The organism is Prevotella melaninogenica (assembly GCF_003609775.1).
In the GTDB taxonomy this organism is placed as follows: domain Bacteria; phylum Bacteroidota; class Bacteroidia; order Bacteroidales; family Bacteroidaceae; genus Prevotella; species Prevotella melaninogenica_A.
This window is the reverse complement of record NZ_AP018049.1, coordinates 1,457,448-1,481,178: the sequence shown is the minus strand read 5'-3', so window position 1 is coordinate 1,481,178 and position 23,731 is coordinate 1,457,448. Positions and strand designations below refer to the sequence as shown.

Annotated in this window: 18 protein-coding genes and 1 tRNA gene; 11 read left to right on the top strand and 8 right to left on the bottom strand. The window is 41.9% G+C overall.

Annotated features, from left to right (window positions below):
• The first annotated feature begins 44 nt into the window (after window positions 1–44).
• The 4 genes from PMEL_RS06035 to PMEL_RS06020 all read left to right on the top strand — a co-directional run bounded on the left by PMEL_RS06035 (window position 45) and on the right by PMEL_RS06020 (window position 4,355).
• Window positions 45–1,406: a sodium-dependent transporter gene (locus PMEL_RS06035; RefSeq protein ID WP_120174417.1), complete on the top strand. Its 1,362-nt coding sequence runs from the start codon at window positions 45–47 to the stop codon at window positions 1,404–1,406.
• 240 nt (window positions 1,407–1,646) lie between these two features.
• Window positions 1,647–2,618, top strand: coding sequence for a ComEA family DNA-binding protein (locus PMEL_RS06030; RefSeq protein WP_120174416.1), 972 nt, complete (start codon window positions 1,647–1,649; stop codon window positions 2,616–2,618).
• A gap of 266 nt (window positions 2,619–2,884) precedes the next feature.
• Window positions 2,885–4,207, top strand: a complete 1,323-nt coding sequence (locus tag PMEL_RS06025; protein ID WP_120174415.1) for a UDP-N-acetylmuramoyl-tripeptide--D-alanyl-D-alanine ligase — start codon at window positions 2,885–2,887, stop codon at window positions 4,205–4,207.
• Between the two features lie 75 nt (window positions 4,208–4,282).
• A tRNA-Pro gene (locus tag PMEL_RS06020) sits at window positions 4,283–4,355 on the top strand.
• A 98-nt stretch (window positions 4,356–4,453) separates the two neighbouring features.
• On the opposite strand, the gene dusB is transcribed toward PMEL_RS06020, so the two are convergent.
• Window positions 4,454–5,410: a tRNA dihydrouridine synthase DusB gene (gene dusB, locus PMEL_RS06015; RefSeq protein ID WP_120174414.1), complete on the bottom strand. Its 957-nt coding sequence runs from the start codon at window positions 5,408–5,410 to the stop codon at window positions 4,454–4,456.
• Between the two features lie 222 nt (window positions 5,411–5,632).
• Between dusB and PMEL_RS06010 the strand changes: the two genes are divergently transcribed.
• The 4 genes from PMEL_RS06010 to PMEL_RS05995 all read left to right on the top strand — a co-directional run bounded on the left by PMEL_RS06010 (window position 5,633) and on the right by PMEL_RS05995 (window position 9,415).
• Window positions 5,633–7,510, top strand: a complete 1,878-nt coding sequence (locus PMEL_RS06010; protein ID WP_120174413.1) for a heavy metal translocating P-type ATPase — start codon at window positions 5,633–5,635, stop codon at window positions 7,508–7,510.
• A gap of 493 nt (window positions 7,511–8,003) precedes the next feature.
• Entirely contained in the window at window positions 8,004–8,597 is a 594-nt protein-coding gene (locus tag PMEL_RS06005; protein WP_120174412.1) for a hypothetical protein, read from the top strand.
• Window positions 8,598–8,733: 136 nt separating this feature from the next.
• A complete protein-coding gene (locus tag PMEL_RS06000) occupies window positions 8,734–9,225 on the top strand; it encodes a hypothetical protein (RefSeq protein ID WP_120174411.1) in 492 nt (163 codons plus the stop codon).
• Window positions 9,215–9,415 (top strand): helix-turn-helix transcriptional regulator, encoded by a 201-nt coding sequence (locus PMEL_RS05995; RefSeq protein ID WP_009012559.1) that lies wholly within the window; start codon window positions 9,215–9,217, stop codon window positions 9,413–9,415. Before PMEL_RS06000 ends, PMEL_RS05995 begins: the two co-directional genes overlap by 11 nt.
• Window positions 9,416–9,629: 214 nt before the next feature.
• On the opposite strand, the gene ahpF is transcribed toward PMEL_RS05995, so the two are convergent.
• Entirely contained in the window at window positions 9,630–11,183 is a 1,554-nt protein-coding gene (gene ahpF / locus PMEL_RS05990) for an alkyl hydroperoxide reductase subunit F (RefSeq protein ID WP_120174410.1), read from the bottom strand.
• A gap of 116 nt (window positions 11,184–11,299) precedes the next feature.
• Window positions 11,300–11,866, bottom strand: a complete 567-nt coding sequence (gene ahpC, locus PMEL_RS05985; protein ID WP_120174409.1) for an alkyl hydroperoxide reductase subunit C — start codon at window positions 11,864–11,866, stop codon at window positions 11,300–11,302.
• Window positions 11,867–12,513: 647 nt separating this feature from the next.
• Between ahpC and PMEL_RS05980 the strand changes: the two genes are divergently transcribed.
• Window positions 12,514–13,416 carry a hydrogen peroxide-inducible genes activator gene (locus PMEL_RS05980; protein ID WP_120174408.1) on the top strand — a complete coding sequence of 301 codons (903 nt, stop codon included), beginning with the start codon at window positions 12,514–12,516 and terminating at the stop codon, window positions 13,414–13,416.
• 188 nt (window positions 13,417–13,604) lie between these two features.
• Entirely contained in the window at window positions 13,605–14,438 is an 834-nt protein-coding gene (locus PMEL_RS05975) for an SPFH domain-containing protein (protein WP_410524633.1), read from the top strand.
• Window positions 14,439–15,033: 595 nt separating this feature from the next.
• Here PMEL_RS05975 and PMEL_RS05970 read toward each other — a convergent pair.
• Window positions 15,034–15,987, bottom strand: coding sequence for an NAD-dependent epimerase/dehydratase family protein (locus PMEL_RS05970; protein ID WP_120174406.1), 954 nt, complete (start codon window positions 15,985–15,987; stop codon window positions 15,034–15,036).
• A 179-nt stretch (window positions 15,988–16,166) separates the two neighbouring features.
• Here PMEL_RS05970 and kbl point away from each other — a divergent pair, with 179 nt between their 5' ends.
• Window positions 16,167–17,354, top strand: a complete 1,188-nt coding sequence (gene kbl / locus PMEL_RS05965; protein ID WP_120174405.1) for a glycine C-acetyltransferase — start codon at window positions 16,167–16,169, stop codon at window positions 17,352–17,354.
• 165 nt (window positions 17,355–17,519) lie between these two features.
• Here the strand turns inward: kbl and PMEL_RS05960 are convergent, their stop codons facing one another.
• The 4 genes from PMEL_RS05960 to PMEL_RS05945 form a co-directional block, all read right to left on the bottom strand.
• Window positions 17,520–20,162, bottom strand: coding sequence for a thiol protease/hemagglutinin PrtT (locus PMEL_RS05960; protein ID WP_120174404.1), 2,643 nt, complete (start codon window positions 20,160–20,162; stop codon window positions 17,520–17,522).
• Window positions 20,163–20,847: 685 nt separating this feature from the next.
• Window positions 20,848–21,498 (bottom strand): hypothetical protein, encoded by a 651-nt coding sequence (locus PMEL_RS05955; RefSeq protein ID WP_120174403.1) that lies wholly within the window; start codon window positions 21,496–21,498, stop codon window positions 20,848–20,850.
• Between the two features lie 45 nt (window positions 21,499–21,543).
• Window positions 21,544–22,743 (bottom strand): 1-acyl-sn-glycerol-3-phosphate acyltransferase, encoded by a 1,200-nt coding sequence (locus PMEL_RS05950; protein WP_120174402.1) that lies wholly within the window; start codon window positions 22,741–22,743, stop codon window positions 21,544–21,546.
• A 38-nt stretch (window positions 22,744–22,781) separates the two neighbouring features.
• On the bottom strand, window positions 22,782–23,558 hold the full coding sequence (locus tag PMEL_RS05945) for a DeoR/GlpR family DNA-binding transcription regulator (protein ID WP_120174401.1): 777 nt from the start codon (window positions 23,556–23,558) through the stop codon (window positions 22,782–22,784).
• Window positions 23,559–23,731 lie beyond the last annotated feature (173 nt).

Genomic DNA, 23,731 nt, shown 5'->3' with positions numbered 1-23,731 from the left:
GAGATTTTTTCGTAAATTTGCGCATATATTCAAGTCAAATTTATATGGGTGAACAAAAAAGAGCAAAGTTTGGAAGCAAGTTAGGTATGATTCTTGCCACGGCAGGCGGTGCTGTTGGTTTGGGTAATGTGTGGCGTTTCCCTTATATGACAGGTCAGAATGGTGGTGCTGCTTTCATTCTTATCTATATCGGTTGTATCTTGTTGTTGGGCTTACCTTGCATGGTCAGCGAGTTTATTATCGGTCGTCATGCAGCCTCTAATACCGCACGTGCCTACACAAAGCTATCCAATGGAACAGCTTGGAAGTGGGTGGGTTACTTAGGGGTGCTCACAGGTTTCCTCATTACTGGCTATTATGCTGTGGTTTCAGGTTGGTGCTTGCAATATGGTGCAGCCTCTGTGTTGAATCATCTTCATGGTACACCAGAGTTTTTTAAGTCTTATTTTACAGACTTTTCTACTAATCCATGGAAGCCAGTTCTATGGACAGTAATGATTCTACTTTTCACGCATTACGTTATCATTCATGGTGTTAGGGATGGTATTGAGCGTGCATCAAAGATTCTGATGCCAGCACTTTTCGTGCTTTTGGTGGCTATTGTCATAGCATCTTGCCTTCTTCCAGGAGCAAGTAAGGGAATAGAATTCCTTCTGAAGCCCGATTTTAGTAAGGTAACGGGTGATGTCTTCCTTGGTGCTTTGGGACAATCATTCTATTCGATGAGTATTGCAATGGGCTGTATTTGTACCTACGCCTCTTATTATAGCCGTCATACAAAGCTCTTGAACTCGGCTGTACAGATTGGTATTATTGATTGTTGCGTTGCAATTCTTGCAGGTTTGATGATTTTCCCAGCAGCCTTCTCGGTGGGAGTAAGTCCTGATAGCGGACCATCTCTTATCTTTATCACACTTCCAAATGTTTTTGAACAAGCCTTTGCAAGTATGCCTGTGGTAGGATATATTATTTCAATGGCATTTTATCTATTGCTTTCAATGGCAGCGTTGACCTCTTTGATTTCCCTACACGAGGTGAGTACAGCCTTCTTCCAAGAGGAGTTGCGCATCAGTCGTCCACGTGCTGCAATGATCGTTACGGCTGGTTGTTCGCTTATCGGTGCTGTCTGTTCGTTGTCGTTGGGCGAGTGGAGTTTCCTCAAAGTGGCAGGTGTCGACCTTTTCGACGTCTTCGACTTTGTGACAGGACAAATCTTCCTCCCTATTGGTGGACTTCTTACCTGCCTATTCATTGGCTGGTATGTACCTAAAAAGCTGGTGAAAGATGAGTTTACTAACTGGGGAACCACACGTGGTATCTTCTTTGGTACTTATTACTTCCTCATCCGTTTCGTCTGTCCACTGGCTATTCTTGCTATCTTCCTACATCAGTTGGGAGTATTCTAAGCCATTAGATAAGTAAGTTCTCTCTATCTTCTCCATCCTGAAAAAGTAAGAGAAGAAGCTCTATACCAACCCTTCTTCAATAGGAGAGGGGATTGGTAAATATCAAGAGAGGTCTTAATCTCCACTCTTAATCTACTACCTTTCATCACTTATTCATACTTAATAACTACCTGACCATTCTTTACTTCTATAAAAAGAATCTCTTTTGAAGAAAAGAAAATGACTTAAATTCTACACACTATGAATCTAAAATCGATTTTCTATCTCCATCGTTCCGATCGAAAAGTGCTACTGATACTCTTGTTGTTTATCGTTGGTAGTATTGGTTTGATTATCTTTGTTGGCAATCAGACAACGGAAACTTCAGATGTGAAAAACGACAGTATAAGTAAGCTTAAGCCCACTTCTTTCTCCCATAAAGAACAGCTTCCTGCAGTTGAAACGGCAGAAGGTAAACAGCTATTTCCCTTTGACCCGAATACGGCTACAGCCGAACAGTTGCAGCAGTTAGGCTTAGCCCCTTTCCAAGTGCGTAACATCATCAAGTATCGTTCTAAAGGAGGAGTCTATCATTCACCAATGGATTTCGCCAGACTCTATGGTCTTACGCGCAAGCAGTATCGAGAGTTAGAACCCTATATAACGATTGGCGATGATTACGAACCGGCCTCCACGCTCGCCTCTGTACAAGCTTATATTGCTCAAAAGGAAGCTGATAGGCAGGCTGCCCATGCTGCTTATGAAGCCTATAAGGCGCAAAACGCGTATAAGCCTAACAAAGGTAACGATCGTGACACTCTTCGCTACCCATTGAAACTAAAAGCAGGTGAGCGTATCAATCTTGTTACTGCTGATACAACCCAGCTAAAGAAGGTGCCTGGTATAGGCTCAGGGTGGGCACGTGCCATTCTCAGCTATGGTAAACGATTAGGTGGATACGTTGCTGTGGGACAACTGCAAGAGATAGAAGGATTCCCAGAAGAAAGTCTACCTTACTTCTCAATTGCTAACCCACAAACGGAGAAGATAAACCTAAATACCGCAACTCTTGGACAACTTCGCCAGCATCCTTATATGAACTTCTATCAGGCAAGGGCTATTTGTGATTATAGACGACTTAAAGGAAAACTTTCCAATCTCTCACAACTCCACTTATTAAAGGACTTTACTCCCGAATCAATCGAGCGTTTGCGTCCGTATGTTGCGTTTTAAGTAGTCATGTTTTATAAGCTATTGTTAGGCTCTGATAGAAACTCTTTACCATCTTTTTTCGTTGTGTTGATGCTCCGCACCATTGGTGCGGAGGCTTAACACCAATGGTGCGGGGCGTTAATTCGCTTGCTATATGTTGTTGGACCGAGTCTAATCGTAATCCTCCTAACTGCTTGAACATTATTTCTGATAATAAAAAAAGACATTCATTGCTTTGCATTGTCTTTCATTTAGCTTACCTTTGCACTAAGAATAAAGTAAACGCAATGGATATACAGGAGATTTACAAGATTTACCAAGCGCATCCCGTCGTGACCACCGACAGTCGTAACTGTCCTAAAGGAAGTATTTTCTTGGCATTGAAGGGAGTTTCATTCGATGGTAATAAGTTTGCTGAAGCAGCCTTGGAAAAGGGCTGTAGCTATGCAATCATTGACGAAAAGGAATATGCAAAGGCTGGCGACGAGCGTTATATCCTCGTTGATGATGCCCTTGTTACTTATAAGGAATTGGCACGCGAACATCGTCGTCAGTTCTCAATCCCTGTGATTGGTATTACAGGAACAAACGGAAAGACGACAAGCAAAGAACTTATCTCTGCTGTATTGACTGAGAAATTCAATGTACATCATACGGAGGCGAATTATAACAACGATGTAGGTGTGCCTCGTACCTTGCTTGATATTCGTCCAGAACATGAGATTGCGGTTATTGAGATGGGTGCTTCTCATCCTGGTGACATCGAGAAATTAGTTACATACGTAGAGCCAACTTGCGGTTTGATAACCAATGTTGGTCGTGCGCATCTGCAGGGTTTTGGTAGTTTTGAGGGCGTAAAGCAGACAAAGGGCGAACTCTATGATTTCCTTAAAGCTCATGGAAGTTTGCTTTTTCTCAACGAGAGTAACCCTGATTTGACAGAGATGGCAGAGCAGCGTGAGTTTGATCGTATCATAACTTACGGACAGGATGATACTGCTGACGTGCAAGGTAACGTTGTTAGTTGTGCGCCATGTTTGAAGTTTGAATGGCAATCATCAAGCCTTAACACCCAACAACCATCATCCACCACCTACGAAGTTCAGACCCATCTCATTGGTTCTTACAACTTAGATAATATGTTGGCAGCCATTGCTATTGGTCTTCACTTTGGTGTTACGCCACAGCAAATCAACCATGCTTTGGAGAATTATGTCCCTCATAACAATCGTTCACAGCTGACAGAGACAGCACATAACAAACTTATTGTGGATGCATATAATGCTAATCCATCCAGTATGGCTGCTGCAATAGAGAACTTTCAGTTGATGGATGTAGAGAATAAGATGGCTATCCTCGGCGATATGCGTGAACTTGGAGATGCGTCTGCAGAAGAACATCAGAAGGTTGTGGAACTATTGAAAGCCACAGACATTCGTAATGTGTGGTTGGTTGGAGAGGAGTTTGCTAAAACACAAACTGATTTCCGCAAGTTTAATGACATCGATGAGGTGAAGGCGGAGACAGCTCTTCATCGTCCAGACAACCATTATATCTTGATAAAAGGTAGTAATGGAATTAAGCTTTTTGAGCTTCCAGATTTGCTCTAAGAGATAAGAAAAACGATAGCAAAGTCTATGTTAGTCCGAGAAAATAATTAACTTTGCATTCGTTTATAAAACAATCGGGATGTAGCGCAGTTGGTAGCGCACTACGTTCGGGACGTAGGGGTCGCCAGTTCGACTCTGGTCATCCCGACAGAAAAAGGGAAGAAGCCGTGTGGTTTCTTCCCTTTTTGGTTTTATTGGGCTAATTAGCCTAATTAGGCTTATTGGCCTTATAATCCTAATTGTTCATTATTCTCTTAGCTTTTCCCTGCAATCTTCGAGGATAGCCATCAGCTCATCCATCTTTGTTGTGCGCAACATGGCGATGCGTATCTTCTTAAAATCAGGGATTCCTTTGAAGATTGGCGATGCTGCTAAGTGTCGACGAGTATGCAGGATACCACGATGCTCGTCGATACGTTCCACATTTATGCGTAGCATCTCTTCAAGAATGTCAATCTTGTCATCTATTGTTAGCTGCTTCTCTCCTTGGTTAAAGAGCCATGGACAACCAAAGGTTGCGCGTCCAATCATCACAGCATCAACACCATAACGGTCGAACTTCTCGTGCGCTTCTGCAATACTTGTAACGTCACCATTGCCAATGATGGGGATATGAATACGTGGATTGTTCTTCACCTCACCAATCAGTGTCCAGTCAGCCTCGCCTGTGTACATCTGCGAACGGGTACGTCCATGAATCGTTAATGCCTGTATGCCACAGTCTTGCAATTGTTCTGCAAGGTCGGTAATAACCAAGTTGTCGTTGTCCCAACCTAATCGAGTCTTCACTGTGACAGGTGTGTTGACAGCCTTTACTACCTCTCTTGTGATGTCAAGTAGCAATGGGATGTTCTTCAACATACCAGAGCCAGCACCTTTGTTTGCCACCTTCTTCACCGGACAACCAAAGTTAATATCTATCACATCGGGCTTAACCTGTTCTACAATCTTGGCTGCTTCAACCATCGAAGCTACATCTCTGCCGTATATCTGTATTCCTACAGGGCGCTCACTATCGTCAATGACTAATTTTGAAAGTGTCGACTTGATACTACGGATGACGGCATCAGCCGACACAAACTCCGTATATACCATGGCTGCCCCAAAGCGTTTGCACATCTTTCGGAAGCCAATATCTGTCACATCCTCCATTGGAGCCAAGAATAGTGGGCGTTCTCCCAAATCTATTGTTCCTATTTTCATAGGTGCAAAGGTAACGAAAAGGGTTTGAATAGTAAAGGAGTAAGAAGGCAAAAAAGCAAAAGAAGGAAAAGTTTTTGCAAAGTAAAAGCGTTAGTTTTTAGAAGGTGTAAGGAGAAAAAATTGGTATGTTCTTATATACTTGTAACCATCTTTGCAACCCAGTTGCAAAATATAATTCTTATCTTTGCAGCAGAATATTAATGCAGTAACAGGTTTAAGATTATGAAAAAGAAACTTTTAAGAATCATTCTTACGGCTGTACTCCTCGCAGGAGCATGGCTTGTGGAGCATTTTGCAACACTCCCAATGTGGCAGGTGCTGCTTGTTTATTTGGTTCCATATCTGGTTATCAGTTATGATGTATTAGGTGAAGCGGTTGAGGGAGTCATGGAAGGCGACCCTTTTGATGAGAATTTCCTTATGAGTATTGCGACTATCGGAGCATTACTCATTGGTTTTCTTCCTAATGCTGAACCACAGTTTATCGAAGGAGTCTTTGTGATGTTGTTCTTCCAATTGGGTGAACTCTTTGAGCATTATGCGGAAGACAAGGCGCGCGACTCCATCTCTGAGCTGATGGATATTCGTCCTGATGTAGCCAACGTGGAGCGAAATGGAGTGGTAAAGAGCGTAAGTCCAGAGGAAGTGACGATTGGTGAGACTGTGATTGTTAAACCCGGAGAGAAGATACCATTAGATGGAAGGGTACTTGAGGGCGCTTCCAGCTTGAATACTGTGGCCCTTACGGGTGAGAGTATGCCACGTGATGTAAGTGTGGGCATGGAGGTTATCTCTGGTTGTGTTAATCTTTCGGGTGTGTTGAAAGTTCAAGTTGAAAAGGCATATAGTGAGTCTACGGCTGCAAAGATTATCCAACTCGTCGAAGAGGCAGGTGATAACAAGTCACACAGTGAGTCTTTCATTCGTCGTTTTGCACGTGTCTATACCCCTATCGTGGTGATTGCTGCTCTTGCTTTGGCTGTTATTCCTCCGTTCTTCTATGATAGTTACGCACCAGCCTTTGGTGTTTGGCTCTATCGTGCATTGACCTTCTTGGTTGTAAGTTGCCCATGTGCTTTGGTTATTTCTATTCCACTTACCTTCTTTGCAGGAATCGGTGGGGCTTCTCATAAGGGAATCCTCATTAAGGGTGGTAACTATATGGATGCTTTGGCAAAGCTCTCTACGGTGGTATTCGATAAGACTGGAACTTTGACACGTGGTACTTTTGATGTTGAGGCTATCCATCCAGAGAAACTCTCTGAGCAAGAGTTGCTTCATTTGGCAGCCCATGTTGAACGTTATTCTACCCATCCAATTGCCCTTGCCCTCCGTATGTCATATACAGATGAAAAGGATAATTGTACAGTTGAAGATATACAAGAAACAGCGGGACAGGGCATTACTGCTACTGTTAATGGTAAGACGGTAAGCGTTGGAAATGACCGCTTAATGGCTACACTTAATATTATACTTCCTACCTGCGAACGTTGTGCGAGCCATGTGGGTACGATTGTTCACGTTGCGATTGATGGTGAATATGCAGGCCATATCGTTATCTCTGACCAGCTGAAGGCTGATGCTGTGAAAGCAATAGAGTCTCTGAAGCAGTTGGGGGTTAGCAAGACAGTGATGTTGAGCGGCGACAAGAGGGAAGTTGTTGAGCAAATTGCTGAGCAGACAAAGGTGACGGAATACTATGCCGAACTGCTCCCTGCTGATAAGGTTAGTCACATTGAACGTCTTATTAAGGAGAAGAATACAGATGAAACAATAGCCTTTGTTGGTGATGGAATCAATGATGCACCAGTGTTGGCACGTGCTGATGTGGGTATTGCTATGGGTGCTTTGGGTAGTGATGCAGCCATTGAAGCAGCAGATGTTGTGTTGATGGATGATAAACCTTCAAAGATTGCACTTGCTATAGAACTCTCACGTCGTACTATCTTTATAGCAAAGGAGAACGCATGGTTTGCTATCGGTATCAAAGTTGCAGTTCTTCTCCTTGCTACCTTTGGAATGGCAAGCATGGGATTAGCTGTCTTTGCTGATGTTGGCGTTATGGTTCTTGCTGTTCTTAATGCGATGAGAGCAAGATAGAAAGGCATTCTTCTCGATTTATTTTCATGAAAATAAATATTTTTCTTCATGAACGTAAATATTTATTTTCGTGAAAATAATTTCTTTTTTACATGAAAGTAATTTGGCATCTGTCGTAAAGTAGCTACGCAGATGCCTTTTTTAATAGTTTGAAAAGTATAATTTGATAAAGCAATAGACTGTTCTCTTTCGGCTTATCTGGCATTTCGAGTGATACTATTATTGGTCTTTGTGATGCAAACCTATGATTCCCTTTGAGTTATTGAGTTATTAATAAGGTTTCTTTTGCTTAGTGATTCGGTGCGATATCGCTATTCGCACTATTGGTGTTCAGCGTCCGCACCATTGGTGCTGGGCCTTCGCACGTTGAGAAGAGATGAACTCTTTCACTCTTAAACAATGTTACAACTTTCTGCTTTTACGATAAAAATAATTACGAAAAAAGCTGAATAAGAAAACTTTTGTGTAAGTTTGCAGTAGAGAATTGATTGTTATGCAGATACGATTATTTCTATTTTTCTTGTGGCTTTTGCTACCACTCTCGTCACTTCAGGCACAGAAAGTGCTGGTATGTGATGGGGCTACGCGCTTTCCAATACGTGATGTGTTGGTCAGTGTGGATGGGAAGAATGTGGGACTTACTACATGGCAAGGAATCATTAACCTGCCTGATTCATTCCAAACAGCTACCTTTAAAAAGAAAGGTTATGCACCAGAGAAGTTATTTCGGAGTGAGGTTTTGCGTGATACCGTCTTCCTTTTCCCTGCAGAACATTATTTGGATGAGGTGGTGGTAATAGGTAAACAAGTTGTTGATGGGCGTGAACTCTTAAAGAAGATGCCGAAACGAGACATCTTAGAAAAACGCCCGTCTGGTGGACTTGGTGGTTTCGATTTAGGTCTTATACTTGACAAACGATACCGTAGAGACCGTAAGCATGTCAGAGAGTTGCGTGAAATTTTCAAGAAAATGGACGGTTTAGAGGATAAGGAAGACCCTATCCTCAAGGCTTATCGACTGACACAGCAGGAGTTAAAAGCTGATTCTATTCAGAAAAAGAATGAGATAAAAGACCATAAAAAGTAGTCTTTAGTGTGAATATAGGTTAAATACAGGATTGTTAAAGCAGTCTTTTTGTATAGTTTACTTGACTTTAAGAAAAGTAAGTATTACTTTTGTGGCGTGATAGATATCTTGTCTTATTAATTAAAAAAGCTACTTTATGAAAACAGATTATCTTTTACCCCACATCTTTAGGAAGATTGGTTGGTTTATTTTTATCCCTTGCAGTGTCATGATTATGGTTTCTTGGTTAGGTATTAATGACTGGTTTAATGATGACAGACTGAGTTTTATTACCTTACATATTGGAAACTTGAACTTCTTTGCACCTGAACAAGAGGGACGCTCTTTCTTTTATTTTGCACAGGAAGACATGTTTTCAGAAATTGTCTACTGTTTGACCTTTATCTCTCTCTATATGATTGCATTTTCAAAGGAAAGAGTTGAGGATGAATATGTTGAACATCTCCGAATGCGTTCATTAGTATGGGCACTGAAAGTAAATACGATTTTCTTTGTAATCTTCACGTGGTTCTGCTTTGGTATGGTTTATATCATGTTGTTAATGCTATCAATGTTCAGCATATTTCTGCTGTTTCACTTCCGTTTTCTTTACGAACTACATAAAAGGAGAATAAATAATGAAGAATAATATAAGAGTAGAACGAGCAATAAAGCGTATGACCCAAGCTCAATTAGCAGAACTTATTGGGGTATCTCGTCAAACGATTGTCGCTATCGAAAGCGAGAAGTATGTTCCCTCAACAGTTCTCAGTCTGAAGATTGCACGTGTATTCGATAAGCGTGTAGATGATATTTTTGAACTTGAAGAAGGCGATTAAAGTCTTGTATTTATAATCCCTTATTTTCGATATCATTGCTAATCATAATTCTGAATTGTGAATTATGCATTATGAATTATCAAAGTAATCATAATTATGAATTCTGAATTGTGAATTTAGAATTAAAAGAAAAATGCCCGATGGACAAGGTGAAGATAGTTCACACTTGCCTCATCGGGCTCAACATATACTCAAGTCAGAGAAGATATTATTCTTAAATCACGCCACGGATACGGTCGTCAAAGGCTGAAAGGGCAGCCTTTGCACCTTCTCCCATAGCGATTGTAATCTGTTTGTAAGGTACCGTTGTAACATCACCAGCAGCATATACGCCACTTAGATTAGTGCGGTTGGTTGCGTCAACGACAATCTCATTGCGAGGAGTTACCTCTACTTGATCCTTGAAAGCATCGCTGTTTGGCGATAAGCCAATCTGAACAAAGACACCATCTAAGGCTATTTCGCGCTCTTCGTCATTGGTACGGTCCTTCACTTTGATACCCGATAGCTTCTGACCATCACCCAAGAGGGCTGTTGTCTGGGTAGAAAGGAACACCTCAACATTAGGCAGACTGGCTACTTTCTGCTGTAGAACCTCATCGGCACGCATAGCATCAGCAAACTCAAGAACAGTTACGTGGCGGCAGATACCAGCCAAGTCAATGGCTGCTTCGATACCAGAGTTACCACCACCGATGACTGCTACATCCTTACCTTTGTAGAAAGGACCATCGCAATGAGGGCAGAAATGCTCACCATGACCGATGTATTTGTCCTCATCAGGCAGACCAAGACGGCGCCAGCTTGCACCTGTTGCAATCACAACAGCTGGTGCAGTGAAGGTTTCGCCACCACGTACAGAAATAGTATTAATAGCCTCTTTCAAGTTGGTAGAAACCACTTTGCGGTTGTCGAATACGTCGATTGAATAATCATTGATATGGGTACGGAGGTCAGCAGCAAGCTGTGTACCTGTCGTTTTGGTGACAGAGATAAGGTTTTCTATGCCTGTTGTATCATTTACCTGTCCTCCGATGCGCTCTGCAACAATAGCTACGCGCAAGCCTTTGCGGGCAGAGTAGATAGCAGAAGATGCTCCAGCAGGACCACCACCGAGTACGATAACATCATATTCACGTACTGTCTGCACAGCATTCTCATCGTGATCGGTGCCTACCTTGTCCTCTAACTCCTGCAAAAGGATTCCGAGATCGCCACGACCAGTATGCAATGGCTCCCCATTAACGTACACAGAAGGTACGCCTTGTATGTTTAAACGTTGTATTTCGTCCTGATATAGACCGCCGTCAACCATCTCATTGCTGATATTTGGGTTGATAAGCGCCATAACGTTGAGTGCCTGAACAACGTCAGGACAGTTTGTGCAGGTGAGAGATACGTAAGTCTGAAGGCGTATTTCACCCTTTAATGACTTGATACGTGCTGCAATCGCCTCGTCAGGAAGGTTCTTACCCTGTCCGTCAGTATTGAGGATAGCAAGGAGCAACGAAGTAAACTCGTGTCCGTTTGGTATGCCACGGAAGCTGATACCAGTTTCTTCACCATTGCGAAGGATACTAAACGAGAACTGTTCTCCTTCCTTATAAACTGTCTTAATCTTGTCAGAAGTAGAGGCGAAATCCTCAAGGAAGGAAGAGAACTCTGCTGAGTTTTCGTCATTGCTGTTGCGGGTTACGCTAAGTGTTATATCAGATGAGAGCGAAGCAAAGACGCCTTTCACCTGTTCGAGTATGTTTGAATCTAACATGGGTTTGTATATTTCTCTCCTTATTAATAAAAAAGTGGAGAGATAAAGTCCCGAGACTTATCTCTCCACCATAACTTCTATGACACTTTTATGTCTGTTATTACAGATACTAAGTCTTAGAGCTTACCTACGAGGTCGATGCTTGGCTTCAATGTCTCGCCACCCTTCTTCCACTTAGCTGGGCAAACCTCACCCTCGTGAGAAGCAACGAACAACGCAGCCTCAACCTTACGAACGAGCTCATCAGCGTTACGACCGATGCTGTTGTCTTGGATTTCAGCAATCTTAACGAGACCCTCTGGGTTTACGAGGAATGTACCACGGTAAGCCAGACCCTCGTCCTCTTTGTATACACCGAAGCCACGGCTCAATACGCCTGTTGGGTCAGCGAGCATAGCGTACTTAATCTTCTTGATTGTCTCAGAAGCATCGTGCCATGCCTTGTGTACGAAGTGAGTATCAGTACTTACTGAGAATACCTCTACACCAAGACCCTTGAGCTGCTCGTACTTGTCTGCCAAATCCTCCAACTCTGTAGGACATACGAAAGTGAAGTCAGCTGGATAGAAGAAGAAGAGCGCCCATTTGCCCTCGATATCCTTGCTTGAAACGGTCTTAAACTGTCCGTCCTGGAAAGCCTGAACGGTAAACTCTGGTGCGTGTGCATTGATAATTGGTTCCATATCTTCTTAAAACTATTTATGTGATAAATTATTTTTTGTTTCGTAATGCAAAGATAGTATTTGTAATTATTACAGCCAATAGATAAAATCTATATGCTGATTAATAAAATCTATCAAGCTTATTAGCAGTGCTGATTATCAATGAGTTGTGTTCGTCTATTTGGTAAATTAAAAGATTACCTTCAACTAAAAAATATATTAAACATATACTTATGCAATGCAATAATGAATTGAAAGCAATCGTATTGTCTTTGAAACGTAAGATGAATAAGCTAAGAACAACTCTTACTTCATAGCAAGTTGTAGTCAATAAAATCATATATAATAAGGTTGTCAACCTTTAATACGCTTTGTGCTCAGCCTCCGCACGCTTTGTGTTCAGCCTCCGCACCACATGTGCGGAGCGTTAGCACACTTAGTGCGTTGTGGCTTGTTGGTTGTTGGGTGATGGTTGTTAGGTGGTGAGGAATACTGATATGAAACTTATAAGGTGGTGAAATTTAATACTTATTTATGGTGATTAAGGTCGTATATACTCACTATAAAGGATGAAAAAGAGCTATATAAAGCATAAAAATACGATGATAACACGGCTATTCGGCTTTTTTTATCTATTTTTGCCATAGTCTATATATGGTATTAGAAGAATGACACTACAACAATTAGAATATGTAATGGCAGTTTATCGGCTCAAGCATTTTGCAAAGGCAGCTGATGATTGCAATGTCACACAGCCAACACTTAGTTCGATGATTCAAAAATTGGAAGACGAATTAGGTGTGAAAATCTTTGATCGTAAGCGTCAACCGATACAGCCTACACAATCAGGAATGAAGGTGATAGAGGAGGCTTGGAAAGTGCTTAATCGTGCAAAGAAACTCAAACAAGTTATTGATGAGGAACGTCAGGTGCTTACGGGTACCTTTGAGGTGGGCGTGCTGCCAACCATCGCACCTTACCTTATTCCACGTTTCTTCCCTCAGTTGATGAACGAACACCCAGAGATGGATGTGCGAATTACGGAGATGAAGACTGAGGAGATGCGCAGAGCACTTCGTCGGGGTGATATTGATGCTGGTATCTTGGCACGTGTCGACGGATTGGAGGAGATGTCGTGTACACCGCTTTATCGTGAACAGTTCTTCGGTTATGTAGCAGAAGGCGACCCATTGTTTGAGAAGGAGTTTATTCGTCCTGCTGATTTGTCTGGAGAATATTTGTGGTTGCTGGACGAAGGACATTGTTTCCGTGATCAGTTGGTGAAGTTCTGTCAGCTGAAGTCGGCTGCCTTGAGTAAGAAGAGCTATAATTTAGGAAGCATAGAAACCTTTATGCGTATCGTAGAGCATGGTAAGGGAGTAACTTTCATACCACAGCTTGCCCTCTCACAGCTCACAAAGGAGCAGCATCGCCTTGTGCGTCCATTTGCTCATCCAGTGCCTTCTCGTGAGATAATACTGATGACTTCGCCTAACTTCATTCGTCATACATTGCTCCGTATGCTTGCAGATAGAATCAAAGAGTCCTTACCTGATGCGTTTCAAAGTTAAATCTTAATAGCTTTCCTTTGGGAAGTAATAGGAATAAAAATAGCGTTACATATTATATTTTTATTATCTTTGCAATGATAAGATGTCAATTTATAGGCATAGATATTATAAATTCATTTGATATGAAAATCAATTCAAAGCGCCCCAGCGAACAGTATTCTAATTTTAATCTTAAAGATTTCTTTAGTATGAATATTTCGAAAAAGTTATTGATTCCTGCAGCCTTTGCAGCCTTTCTTTGTGTCATCGGATTTGCTTTCTTCTCATTTGTAAACCCTTCATACGACCAAGAAGCTGCGTTAAAGATGAAGCCTATCTTCTTTGGTAGTACGCGTGTTGCTGACGACCCAGTAAATTCAATCACTCTGATAGCACCAACAACGACTGCTGTCTACTTTAATATCTTACCACAGAAGATGCAGTTCCAGTTTGATGACTTGCTCTCAAATGACAATACTCCACTTGATGTTAATATGTATATGATTATCCAAGTGAAGAAAGGGCAGACCCCTGACTTGCTGAGAAATTATGGAGAAAACTGGTTTGAGAACTTCATTGAGCCTTATTTCCGCAATAAGGTACGTGAGTATGTATCCTCTTGTTCACCATTCGACTTGATGAGTAATCGTGAGGTGCTTGCTAAGTTTGACGACCGTATCAAGCTATCTATGCGCCAATATGTTGCTTCTTTATCAAAAAAGGCAAACTTCCCTATTGATATTCAGCAGGTGATTACCGATCGTGTGATGCCTAACAAGGAGCAGTTGGAGGAAATGAACAAGACTGCTGCAAGCATTCAGGCTAAGCAGACACAGGAGAAACGTGCCGAAATGGAGCTTGCACGTGCAAAGGCCGAGCGTAATAAGGCGGTGGCTGACAAGGCTTATATGACTGAGTTGAACCTCTCGCCAGCACAGTTTATTCAGTTGCGTGCATGGGATGTTATCGAGAAGAAGAATGGTGCTAATATAGACGTTCTCTTCGGAGGAGGTGAAACACCGATGTGGAATATCCGTCGATAAGTAGAGATGCGGAAAGAAATAAATATTAATCCATTCGTGTGTTTGAAGATAATAGTAGGCTAAGTCGGTGATGATAGTATTGCTGTAAAGGCTTGTATTTCTTTCTTTTATAAGAAAAGTGTGCTTTATGTGCGAATTATTTTCATGAAAATAAATATTTTTGTTCATGAAGAAAAATATTTCTTCTCACGTAAATAATTATTTTTTTTCATGAAAATAATTCTCCAAAGAAAGCAAAGTGCGCATCTGAGGGAACATGTTTTGCTTGAGTGTTGGGTGATGAATGTTGGCTGATGATGCTAAGTGCGCATCTGAGGGAACATGTTTTGCTTGAGTGTTGGGTGATGAATGTTGGCTGATGATGCTAAGTGCGCATCTGAGGGAATATGTTTTGCTTGGGAGTAGGGTGTTGAATGTTGGCTGATGATGTAAAGTGCGCATCTGAGGGAACATTCATAGTAAATAACAAAGAGGTGATTACCATGCTGGCAACCACCTCTTTGTTTCTTTATACTGTTTAGATTATAGCCTGATAGAGTAGTTTAATAGGTACTATCTTCAAGCTTATACTAATCTATCTCTTTGTGTTGTAGACTTATTTCAACTTAGCCTCAAGGTTCTTCAGCATATCAACAGTCATTGCGTCGAGGTCATACTGAGGCTTCCAATCCCACTCAGCGCGTGCGCAACTATCGTCAAGACTGTCTGGCCAACTGTCAGCAATACCCTGCTTGAGTGGGTCTACGTCGTATTCCATCTCAAACTCTGGCTTGTAACGTTTGATAGCATTGAAGATTTCTTCAGGGTCGAAGCTCATAGAAGCAATGTTGAAACCATTGCGATGAACCAAACGTGTTGGGTCAGCTTCCATCAATGAGATAGCTGCATGCAAACCATCTGGCATGTACATCATGTCCATCAGTGTTCCCTTCTTGATAGGGCACACGAACTTCTCACCACGAACAGCAGCGTAATAGATGTCAACTGCATAGTCAGTAGTACCACCACCCGGAGGCGTTACATAGGAAATCAAACCTGGGAAACGTACTGAGCGAGTGTCAACACCGTACTTCTTAAAGTAGTAGTCGCTGAGCAACTCTGTGGTAACCTTTGACACACCATAGATTGTTTCAGGACGCTGAACAGTGTCCTGTGGCGTCAGTGTGTGAGGTGTACTCAAACCAAATGAACCGATAGAACTTGGAGTAAAGACCGCACAATTGTTCTCACGCGCTACTTCCAAGATGTTCCACAGACCGTCAATACCGATTTTCCAAGCCAGTTGTGGTTTCTTTTCTGCTACTACCGAGAGTAATGCAGCAAGGTTGTAGATGGTGTCAATGTTGTACTTTTTTACAATATCGGCAATCATCTCTGGGTTAGTAACGTCGGCTTCTGCTGATGGGCCGCCTTCTTTCAGTTCACCTTTAGGTTCTGCTCCTTTAATGTAACCAGCAACAATGCTGTCGTTTCCATAACGTTTTCTAAGTTCTCTGGTAAGCTCCGAGCCAATTTGACCAGTAGAGCCTATGACCAAAACATTTTTCATAAATATTGTTAAGCTTAAATATAACTGGTTGCAAAGTAAGCATATTTTTTGTTGATAACGCACTATTAGGTATTAAAATTATTAAAAAAATAAGTCATCACGTAAAAAAAACCTCCTCAACCTCCTTTTTCTCAATTTTTATAAGTTACTTTGCCTACTAATAAATAAAATCTAATGTTATGTACGGTAAGATGAAAGAACATCTCAGTAATGCACTTGCTGAGATTAAAGAAGCAGGACTTTACAAAGAGGAAAGAATCATTGAGAGTCCTCAAAGTGCGGCAATCGAAGTAAAAGGCAAGGAAGTTTTGAACTTCTGTGCTAACAACTATCTTGGTCTTTCTAATCATCCACGTTTGATTGAAGGTGCTAAGAAGATGATGGACAAGCGAGGATTCGGTATGTCCTCTGTTCGTTTTATCTGTGGAACACAGGACAGCCACAAGGAACTTGAGGCTGCAATCTCTGACTACTTCAAGACTGAAGACACTATTCTCTATGCTGCTTGCTTTGACGCTAATGGTGGAGTCTTTGAGCCATTGCTCACTGATCAGGATGCTATCATCTCTGATGCGCTCAACCATGCCTCTATTATTGATGGTGTACGCCTTTGTAAGGCGAAGCGTTATCGTTACGCAAATGCCGATATGGCAGACCTTGAGCGTTGTTTGCAGGAGGCACAGGAACAGCGTTTCCGTATCATCGTTACTGATGGTGTATTCTCAATGGACGGTAACGTTGCTCCAGTTGACAAGATTTGCGACCTCGCTGAGAAGTATAATGCTCTCGTGATGGTTGATGAGTCTCACTCTGCTGGTGTTGTTGGTGCTACTGGTCATGGTGTAAGCGAACTCTGCAAGACTTACGACCGCGTGGATATCTACACAGGTACTCTTGGTAAAGCATTTGGTGGTGCGCTCGGTGGCTTCACAACTGGTCGCAAGGAAATCATTGATATGCTTCGTCAGCGCAGTCGTCCTTATCTCTTCTCTAACTCACTTGCACCATGTATTATCGGTGCCAGCATTGAAGTATTTAAGATATTGAAGGAGAGCAATGAACTTCATGACAAGTTGGTTGAGAACGTTAACTACTTCCGCGATAAGATGATGGCTGCTGGTTTTGATATTAAACCAACCCAAAGTGCTATCTGTGCGGTAATGCTTTACGATGCTAAGTTGTCTCAGGTATATGCTGCTAAGCTCCTTGAAGAGGGTATCTATGTAACTGGTTTCTATTATCCAGTAGTACCAAAGGGCGAGGCTCGTATTCGTGTTCAGCTCTCAGCAGGTCATAACCGTGAGCAGCTTGACAAGTGTATTGAGGCTTTCATCAAGATTGGTAAGGAACTTGGTGTGTTGAAATAGTCTACTTGTAGACACTGATTAGTAGTCAGCACCATTGGTGCTCAGCGTCAGCACGTGTGGTGCTGTTGGTAAGCACCACATGTGCGGAGTACGAATAGATTATTAAAAGATAGAAAAAGAGCGAGTGCCGGGATAGGTACTCGCTCTTTGTTATTGGATAGTTGTTTATCGGATAACGCTTGTGTAAAGACCTCCTTGTGTGATGATGCGCACCACGTAGATTCCCTTTGGAACGGAGAGGGTAAGATTGTCGGTGCCACTCGTAACACTGCTTGCTACTAACATTCCATTCATACCATATATCTCTACGCGCTTCAAGCCCTGTTGTTGTACGTATAAGCGTCCGTCAACGAATTGTAATGTCGGTTTGATGCTCACTTCTTCCACACCATTTGTCACATCCTCAGGATATTTGTCATACGGTCCATTGATGAGAGAAAGGTAAGGGGATTTTGTAGACGCTGGTACTAAATCAACGTTCTTACCATCTACCACACCAATTAATGCCAATCGATAGCGGCGGTTGTTGATGAGTTTCTCAGTCTTAGGGTCAATCCAATCGCTGGTTATCAATGTCATCTTTCCTGCTTGTGTGAGGTCAACCTGTAGCGGCTTTTTCATCACTGGGATTGACATACCCGTCACCGTGTCGATAAGGTAGAGTGTAATGCCGCCCTTGTATTGTACATTTTTTGCAAGAATAGCAATACAACTCACTCGGAGTGTTGAACTTCTTGATACATCAAAGTTCTCCATAGGAACACTTCCTTCCTCATTATCTTGAGCGAAAATAGTCAGTCTTGAGAAGAGGTCAGCGCGCTTTCCATCCTCAATCGTCAGTGTGTAAGGTTCTTGTGAAACCTTCTCACGCACCTGACAGCTTTCGTTGTCGGCATTGGTAATAGTGGTACGTAGTCGATAGGTACCCGCTGGAATGTCATAAGGGAGGTTGAATGGAAGTCTGACACGTGTTGTTGTGTAGACATCAAAGTCAATCACTTCATCCGTCTGTGTGGTAAATACGACCTTATTCTCACTGTTGATAAGTTCAACCTTTACGGTTCCATTGAAGAAGTTTGTATCTAATTTCCGGATGTTTAGACGGAGTATGTTTGATTCACCCGGCATCACTTTGTTGTCAAACTCTGGGTTGGTTGTAAGCTGGTAAGCCGTTGTTGTCGATGGCAATTCTAAGTAGCTGATGTTCCTATTCTCCACCTTCATCACGATACGTGGAGCCTTCTTCATTCTCGCCCAAGCTCCAAGTGTTCCGTCTTCCTGTGTTCTTGCTGCAATAGGATAGAGCGAATAGGTACCGTTTGTAAGTGCTGTAAAGTCGAGGGTGAAGGTTATCTTATCATCTATCACACCTCCAGAAACCCACTTACCTTCGTTAAATATAAATCGGTCCTTGGTGAATACCTCCCTTCCGTTCTGTCCATAAGGTGTTACCTTTACCAGTTTCCCCTCTTGGTCATAGATTCCTAAACCAATATCGCCCACAAGCTCACTTTGGCTCTGGTTGATAAACCTTGAATACATCACCTTAGCAGTAGCGGATAAGGTTGTAGGAGCATCGCCAACAAACGCCATGTCGCTTCCGTAATCAAAATTGATATTAGGTGACTGATAGGCTATGTCAGCATCAATCTTTGGTGTACCAGGCTTATTAGGGTGTATCGCAATGACATGAAGTCGGCGGTTGAAGCTATGCTGTGCACCATTAAACTCGCTACCAGTAGATGTAACATTCAAGGTAGCAAGCGAGTAATAGCCATCTGCCTGACCATTCCATCCAAAGTTCATGTGGAACTTATCGTCCTCATCAAAGCCATCGCAAACCCACGCATGACCCGCTCCATTCTTTGAATCACCTGATATATAGAGTGGGAAACCATTGCGGAGTTCTTTCTTGACAATCTCGATAAAGTTGGAAACTCCCTCGTATGATCTTGTTACCATTGAGGCATCATAGTCGAAGTAATTGCGCAAAGCACGCTCAGCCATATAACTCTGTGTACCACTTGCACCATCAGTGTACTGCATATTGGTAGCAATACCTACATCGTTCATCAGCAATGCCACCGCATCTTCCTGCTGTGCAGTAACGTTTCTACGGTTATAATTGGGCAGCATATTGTCCCAATCATAACGTGACTGTGTGAAATCGGCTGAGCGAACAGTGTTATCAAACTTCACCGTATAGCTTTCTTGTCCCTTTCCTTGTGCTGGCCATTTATGGAAATACATCACTTGTGCAACCGCAGTAGCTACACACCCCGTCATGTAACGGGTCTGCTTGCTGTATGGATAGTCCTGTCCCCACTTGCTTTTCAGCAATGGCTGTACTGCATCAGTTGTCTTTGTAGCTGCTCCTGCACGTGTGGTAAGAGCTTTGTTTTTCCTCAACTCTTCATATACCTGTCGATAAGTATCAAAGAGATAACGTGCTTCAGGATTAAGGTTAGCCATATCAATCGAAGCCTCGTTGCTGTAAGCCAACACCTCACCCATCTTATCATCGCCCGCAACGACAACAAAGCCTTTGCCTGCATCATCGTTGAAAACGTAGTAAGGTTGTTGTGTCGCAGTTGCAACAGCACGTGTTTTTACGTTTTGGGCAGCCTTTTTGCTTACATTTACATACGTTCTTGCAATACGTAAAGCAGTGTTGAAATCAATATCTTTAGCGTAGTTGGCTGTTGCAGAAAGTAGGAGGGAAAGAGCGAGAAAACCTCTTTTCAATAGAGTATTCTGTGCTGAAAAGACTGTTCTTTTATTGTCAAATTGAAATATTGAATTTATCATATCAGGTTTATATAAATGCATTATAGGCTGCAAAGGTACACTATTTTTTTGATTTTTCTATATATATTAGGAACAGATTGTGGGTTAATATATTGATATAAAGCTGATATTGATGTGTAATCAAGTTTTAAGACTTATACACTTGCATGGAATCTCTATCCCAAATTGATACTATGTCAATCTATAATCTACAAATAACTGATTCCTAATTAGCCTAATTAGGCTAATTAGCTTAATAGGTCCAATTGGACTAATAATTTGTTGTTTTGTCATAATTTTTCACGTCATGATTTTAAATACATGCTCTTTTGGCCTCTAAAAGACGCCTAATAGGCTTTCAAAAGATACCCTTTAAGACCCTTACTAACGCCCTTTTGAAGTCCAATTAAGCACCTTTTACTTTACTGCTTTATAACTAACTGATTTCCTTTTGGTTACAAGTCTTTCTTTTGTGAGTGTTTTTCGCTTATTTACAAAGGTTTTATTTGAAATTATGTAATAATTTTTCAAAGTATTATCGGTGGATTTTCGAGTATTATAAAGATAAGGTTTCTGTGTCAGAAGATAAGAAAAAAGTAGATAGTTGATAGTCTTACCTATGTCTTTATATAGGCTTGTTGTTTGTGTTTTATTGCAGATGAAAACGCAGTAAAACATAATTATAAAACGAATTCAGCTTATAGCGTTATAAAGTAATCTGCTTATTGATCTTTCCTTTATAAGTGTTGATATTCAAATAGATTGCATCATTCTGTTTAAAACCAGTCAAAGGAATACTTGTAAAGATACGTCTGCTATAATATTCTGGTACTCCATTCTGGTGATGATGTAGTCGGAGATAGAACGCTCGTCTACCAGAAGACAGGTGTTTTATGGAGTCACAGACAATAGCTAAGTTCTGAATAGCCTTTTTGTCTTCTGTTTTTCCTGTCTTCAAAGTGAGGGCAAGGTTGAGATACTTACGACTCTTGCTCATCCAGATACTTTCAAAACCAACGGGGTCGGTGTACACTATTGGGAAGTCAAGTGCCAAACGTGGACGTAAGACCGCAACAGGACTGATGGCAAATGATGATGTTACGCCATTCTCCACCTTATTATAATACAGCAAGGCACGATAGGTTGTGTCGCCCTTTGTCGCCCATAGTTCTTTTACTGCAGGTTTTAAGGTCAGTTGTACTCCGTCATCAGTAGTTGCTGAAGCAAAGGCTGATAGCTCATTGGTATGCGCTTCAACGAAGTCGGTATGTAGATAAGACAGTTCGCTGTCGCCTGTCTCATAGAAGTTATGCTCACAGGCACTGACTATAAGTAACGACACGAGTGCCGTTACCATAGTCAATAGTCTGTAGATAGTCTTTCTAAACCAGTTCACGTTGTATTACTTCTTAAAGGTAAGACGGTTCAGAAGTGATTTAAATCGACCATTTTCAGATGACGCAGCAATGTAATTCTTTGCAGGATAAGCATACTGTGTCAAGAAACAAGTGCGTAAGAACTTATCATCACGGTTCTCAATTTCAATCTTCTCAATCTGACCATTGAGGTAATCATTGAAGTTCTGATAGTCTTCTGCTGTATAATACTCTTCGTAAACACGTGTGTCCTGAATCATATCCAGTGCCACGTAGTTGATTGGATAGAGCTTATAGTTGCAGTGAATTTCGTGATCGATGTGTGCTGCAATGGCATCAAAGAGCTTGTTCTTTGGCAGGTCCTCATCTACTGTGTCAAGCCATTCATCAATACATGGCGCACATTTGTAGAAGATATGTCCCTTATAGCCCTTGATACCTACTAACATACTTTCAAGATCGTCCTCAGCTGTCTTCTTCCAGTAAGGTAAATCACGGCGCAACTGATACTCACGTGCTTTGAGATAATCGCATGGATCGTATTCGTATGAGATAGCTAACGGCACGATGTGGAGTTGCTTCAGACGCTCAATGATAGTACCTTCTCCACCCATTGCCATCATCTTTAGGATCGCAGGTTGGGTAAGGTCGTTTGAATTCTTCGCTCTTCCCTGTCGTTGAGCAATCCATACATTGTCGTTCTTCTCAGCAATAACGAAGTGGATATACTCTGACATACGCTTGCTGGCACGAAGCATCTCAACCGAATGGAGGGCACGCTCTACGGTAAATGACTTGTTGATACGCACCAAGTCACGCACCCAATCCTGAGAAAGGAGGTTGTCGCCGATAGCAATCTCACAAGTAGTGGCAAAGCCAACATCCATGAGCAGCTTGTCGAGGAAAGCAGAGTCGAGTACAATGTCACGATGGTTGCTGACAAAGGTATAGCGTTTGCGAGTGTTGATATTCACCGCATCCATGCTACATCCTAAACTCAACTCCGTGACAAGACGCTGGAGGAAAGGATAGCAGAAGGCTTTTTGAAATTCAAGATTTGTCTTGCAAGCGTACATCTTCTTTGCTATCGCCTCTGTTGGAACATCAGGGTAGAGGTATGCCAGCACCATTTGGAACTGCTTGTCAGCAAGAATCCTATCATAGACTGCCGGTAGTTCTTCCGGCTCAAACGGACGGATAGGGTCAAACTCTGATGGTATTTTCATAATTGTAAATAATTAATAAGTTTCTATTTTATGTCTTATTACATGCTGTGAGAGCCTGCAATGATTAATTCTATGCCCATTTCTTCAATCTTGTTGGCTACAAACTGCGGTATCTTTGAGTCGGTAATGATGATATCTATATCCTCAAGTCCGCTAATTTTTGCAAAGCCACGACGGCCAAACTTGCTTGAATCGGCTAATACAACAGTCTTTTGTGCTGCCTGCATCATGCTTCTGTTCAGTTCTGCTTCACGTATGTCAGTCGTTGAGATACCGAAGTCAAGGTCGATACCGTCCACACCCAAGAAGAGTTTTGTAAATGAACAGCCACGGAGTATCTCCATGCTATATTGTCCTACAACCGAAACACTGCTATGACGAACCATACCACCAAGCTGGATAATATCAATATTATCGTTGGCAGCTAAGGTCATTGTGGCTTGAAGGCTGGCCGAAACTATTGTCAGTCTGCTCTCTGAATGAATATTACAAGCCAACGCATGAATCGTTGTTCCCGATGCAAGAATGATGGAATCGTCTTTCACAAGTAGCTTGACAGCCTCGGCTCCGATGAGTTGTTTCTCTTCCGCATTCAGCTTTTCCTTCTCGTTTACCGAGCGATTGTTGGTAAATGGATTGATAAGAATAGCCTTACCATGACTTCGATAAAGCTTTCCAGCCTTTTCAAGTTCGGTTAGGTCTTTTCGTATCGTTACTAATGACACATCCAAGGAGGTTGCCAAATCGGAAACCAATACAGACTCCTGTGTTAGAAGCTGGTCGAGAATGGCATTTTGCCTGTCTTCTTTTGTCATATTTTGCATCGGTTTTTGGTAGCTTTTAGCTGATGTCTGTCACGCTTTACCGCATTAGAACAGTTTTGTACAAATATAGTTAAAATAAATCAATGGCTAAAGATGAAGCCCCCGTTTAACAGAAGATTAACAATTGTTTACATCTACCTGCGATGTATCTATGGCTGATTAAT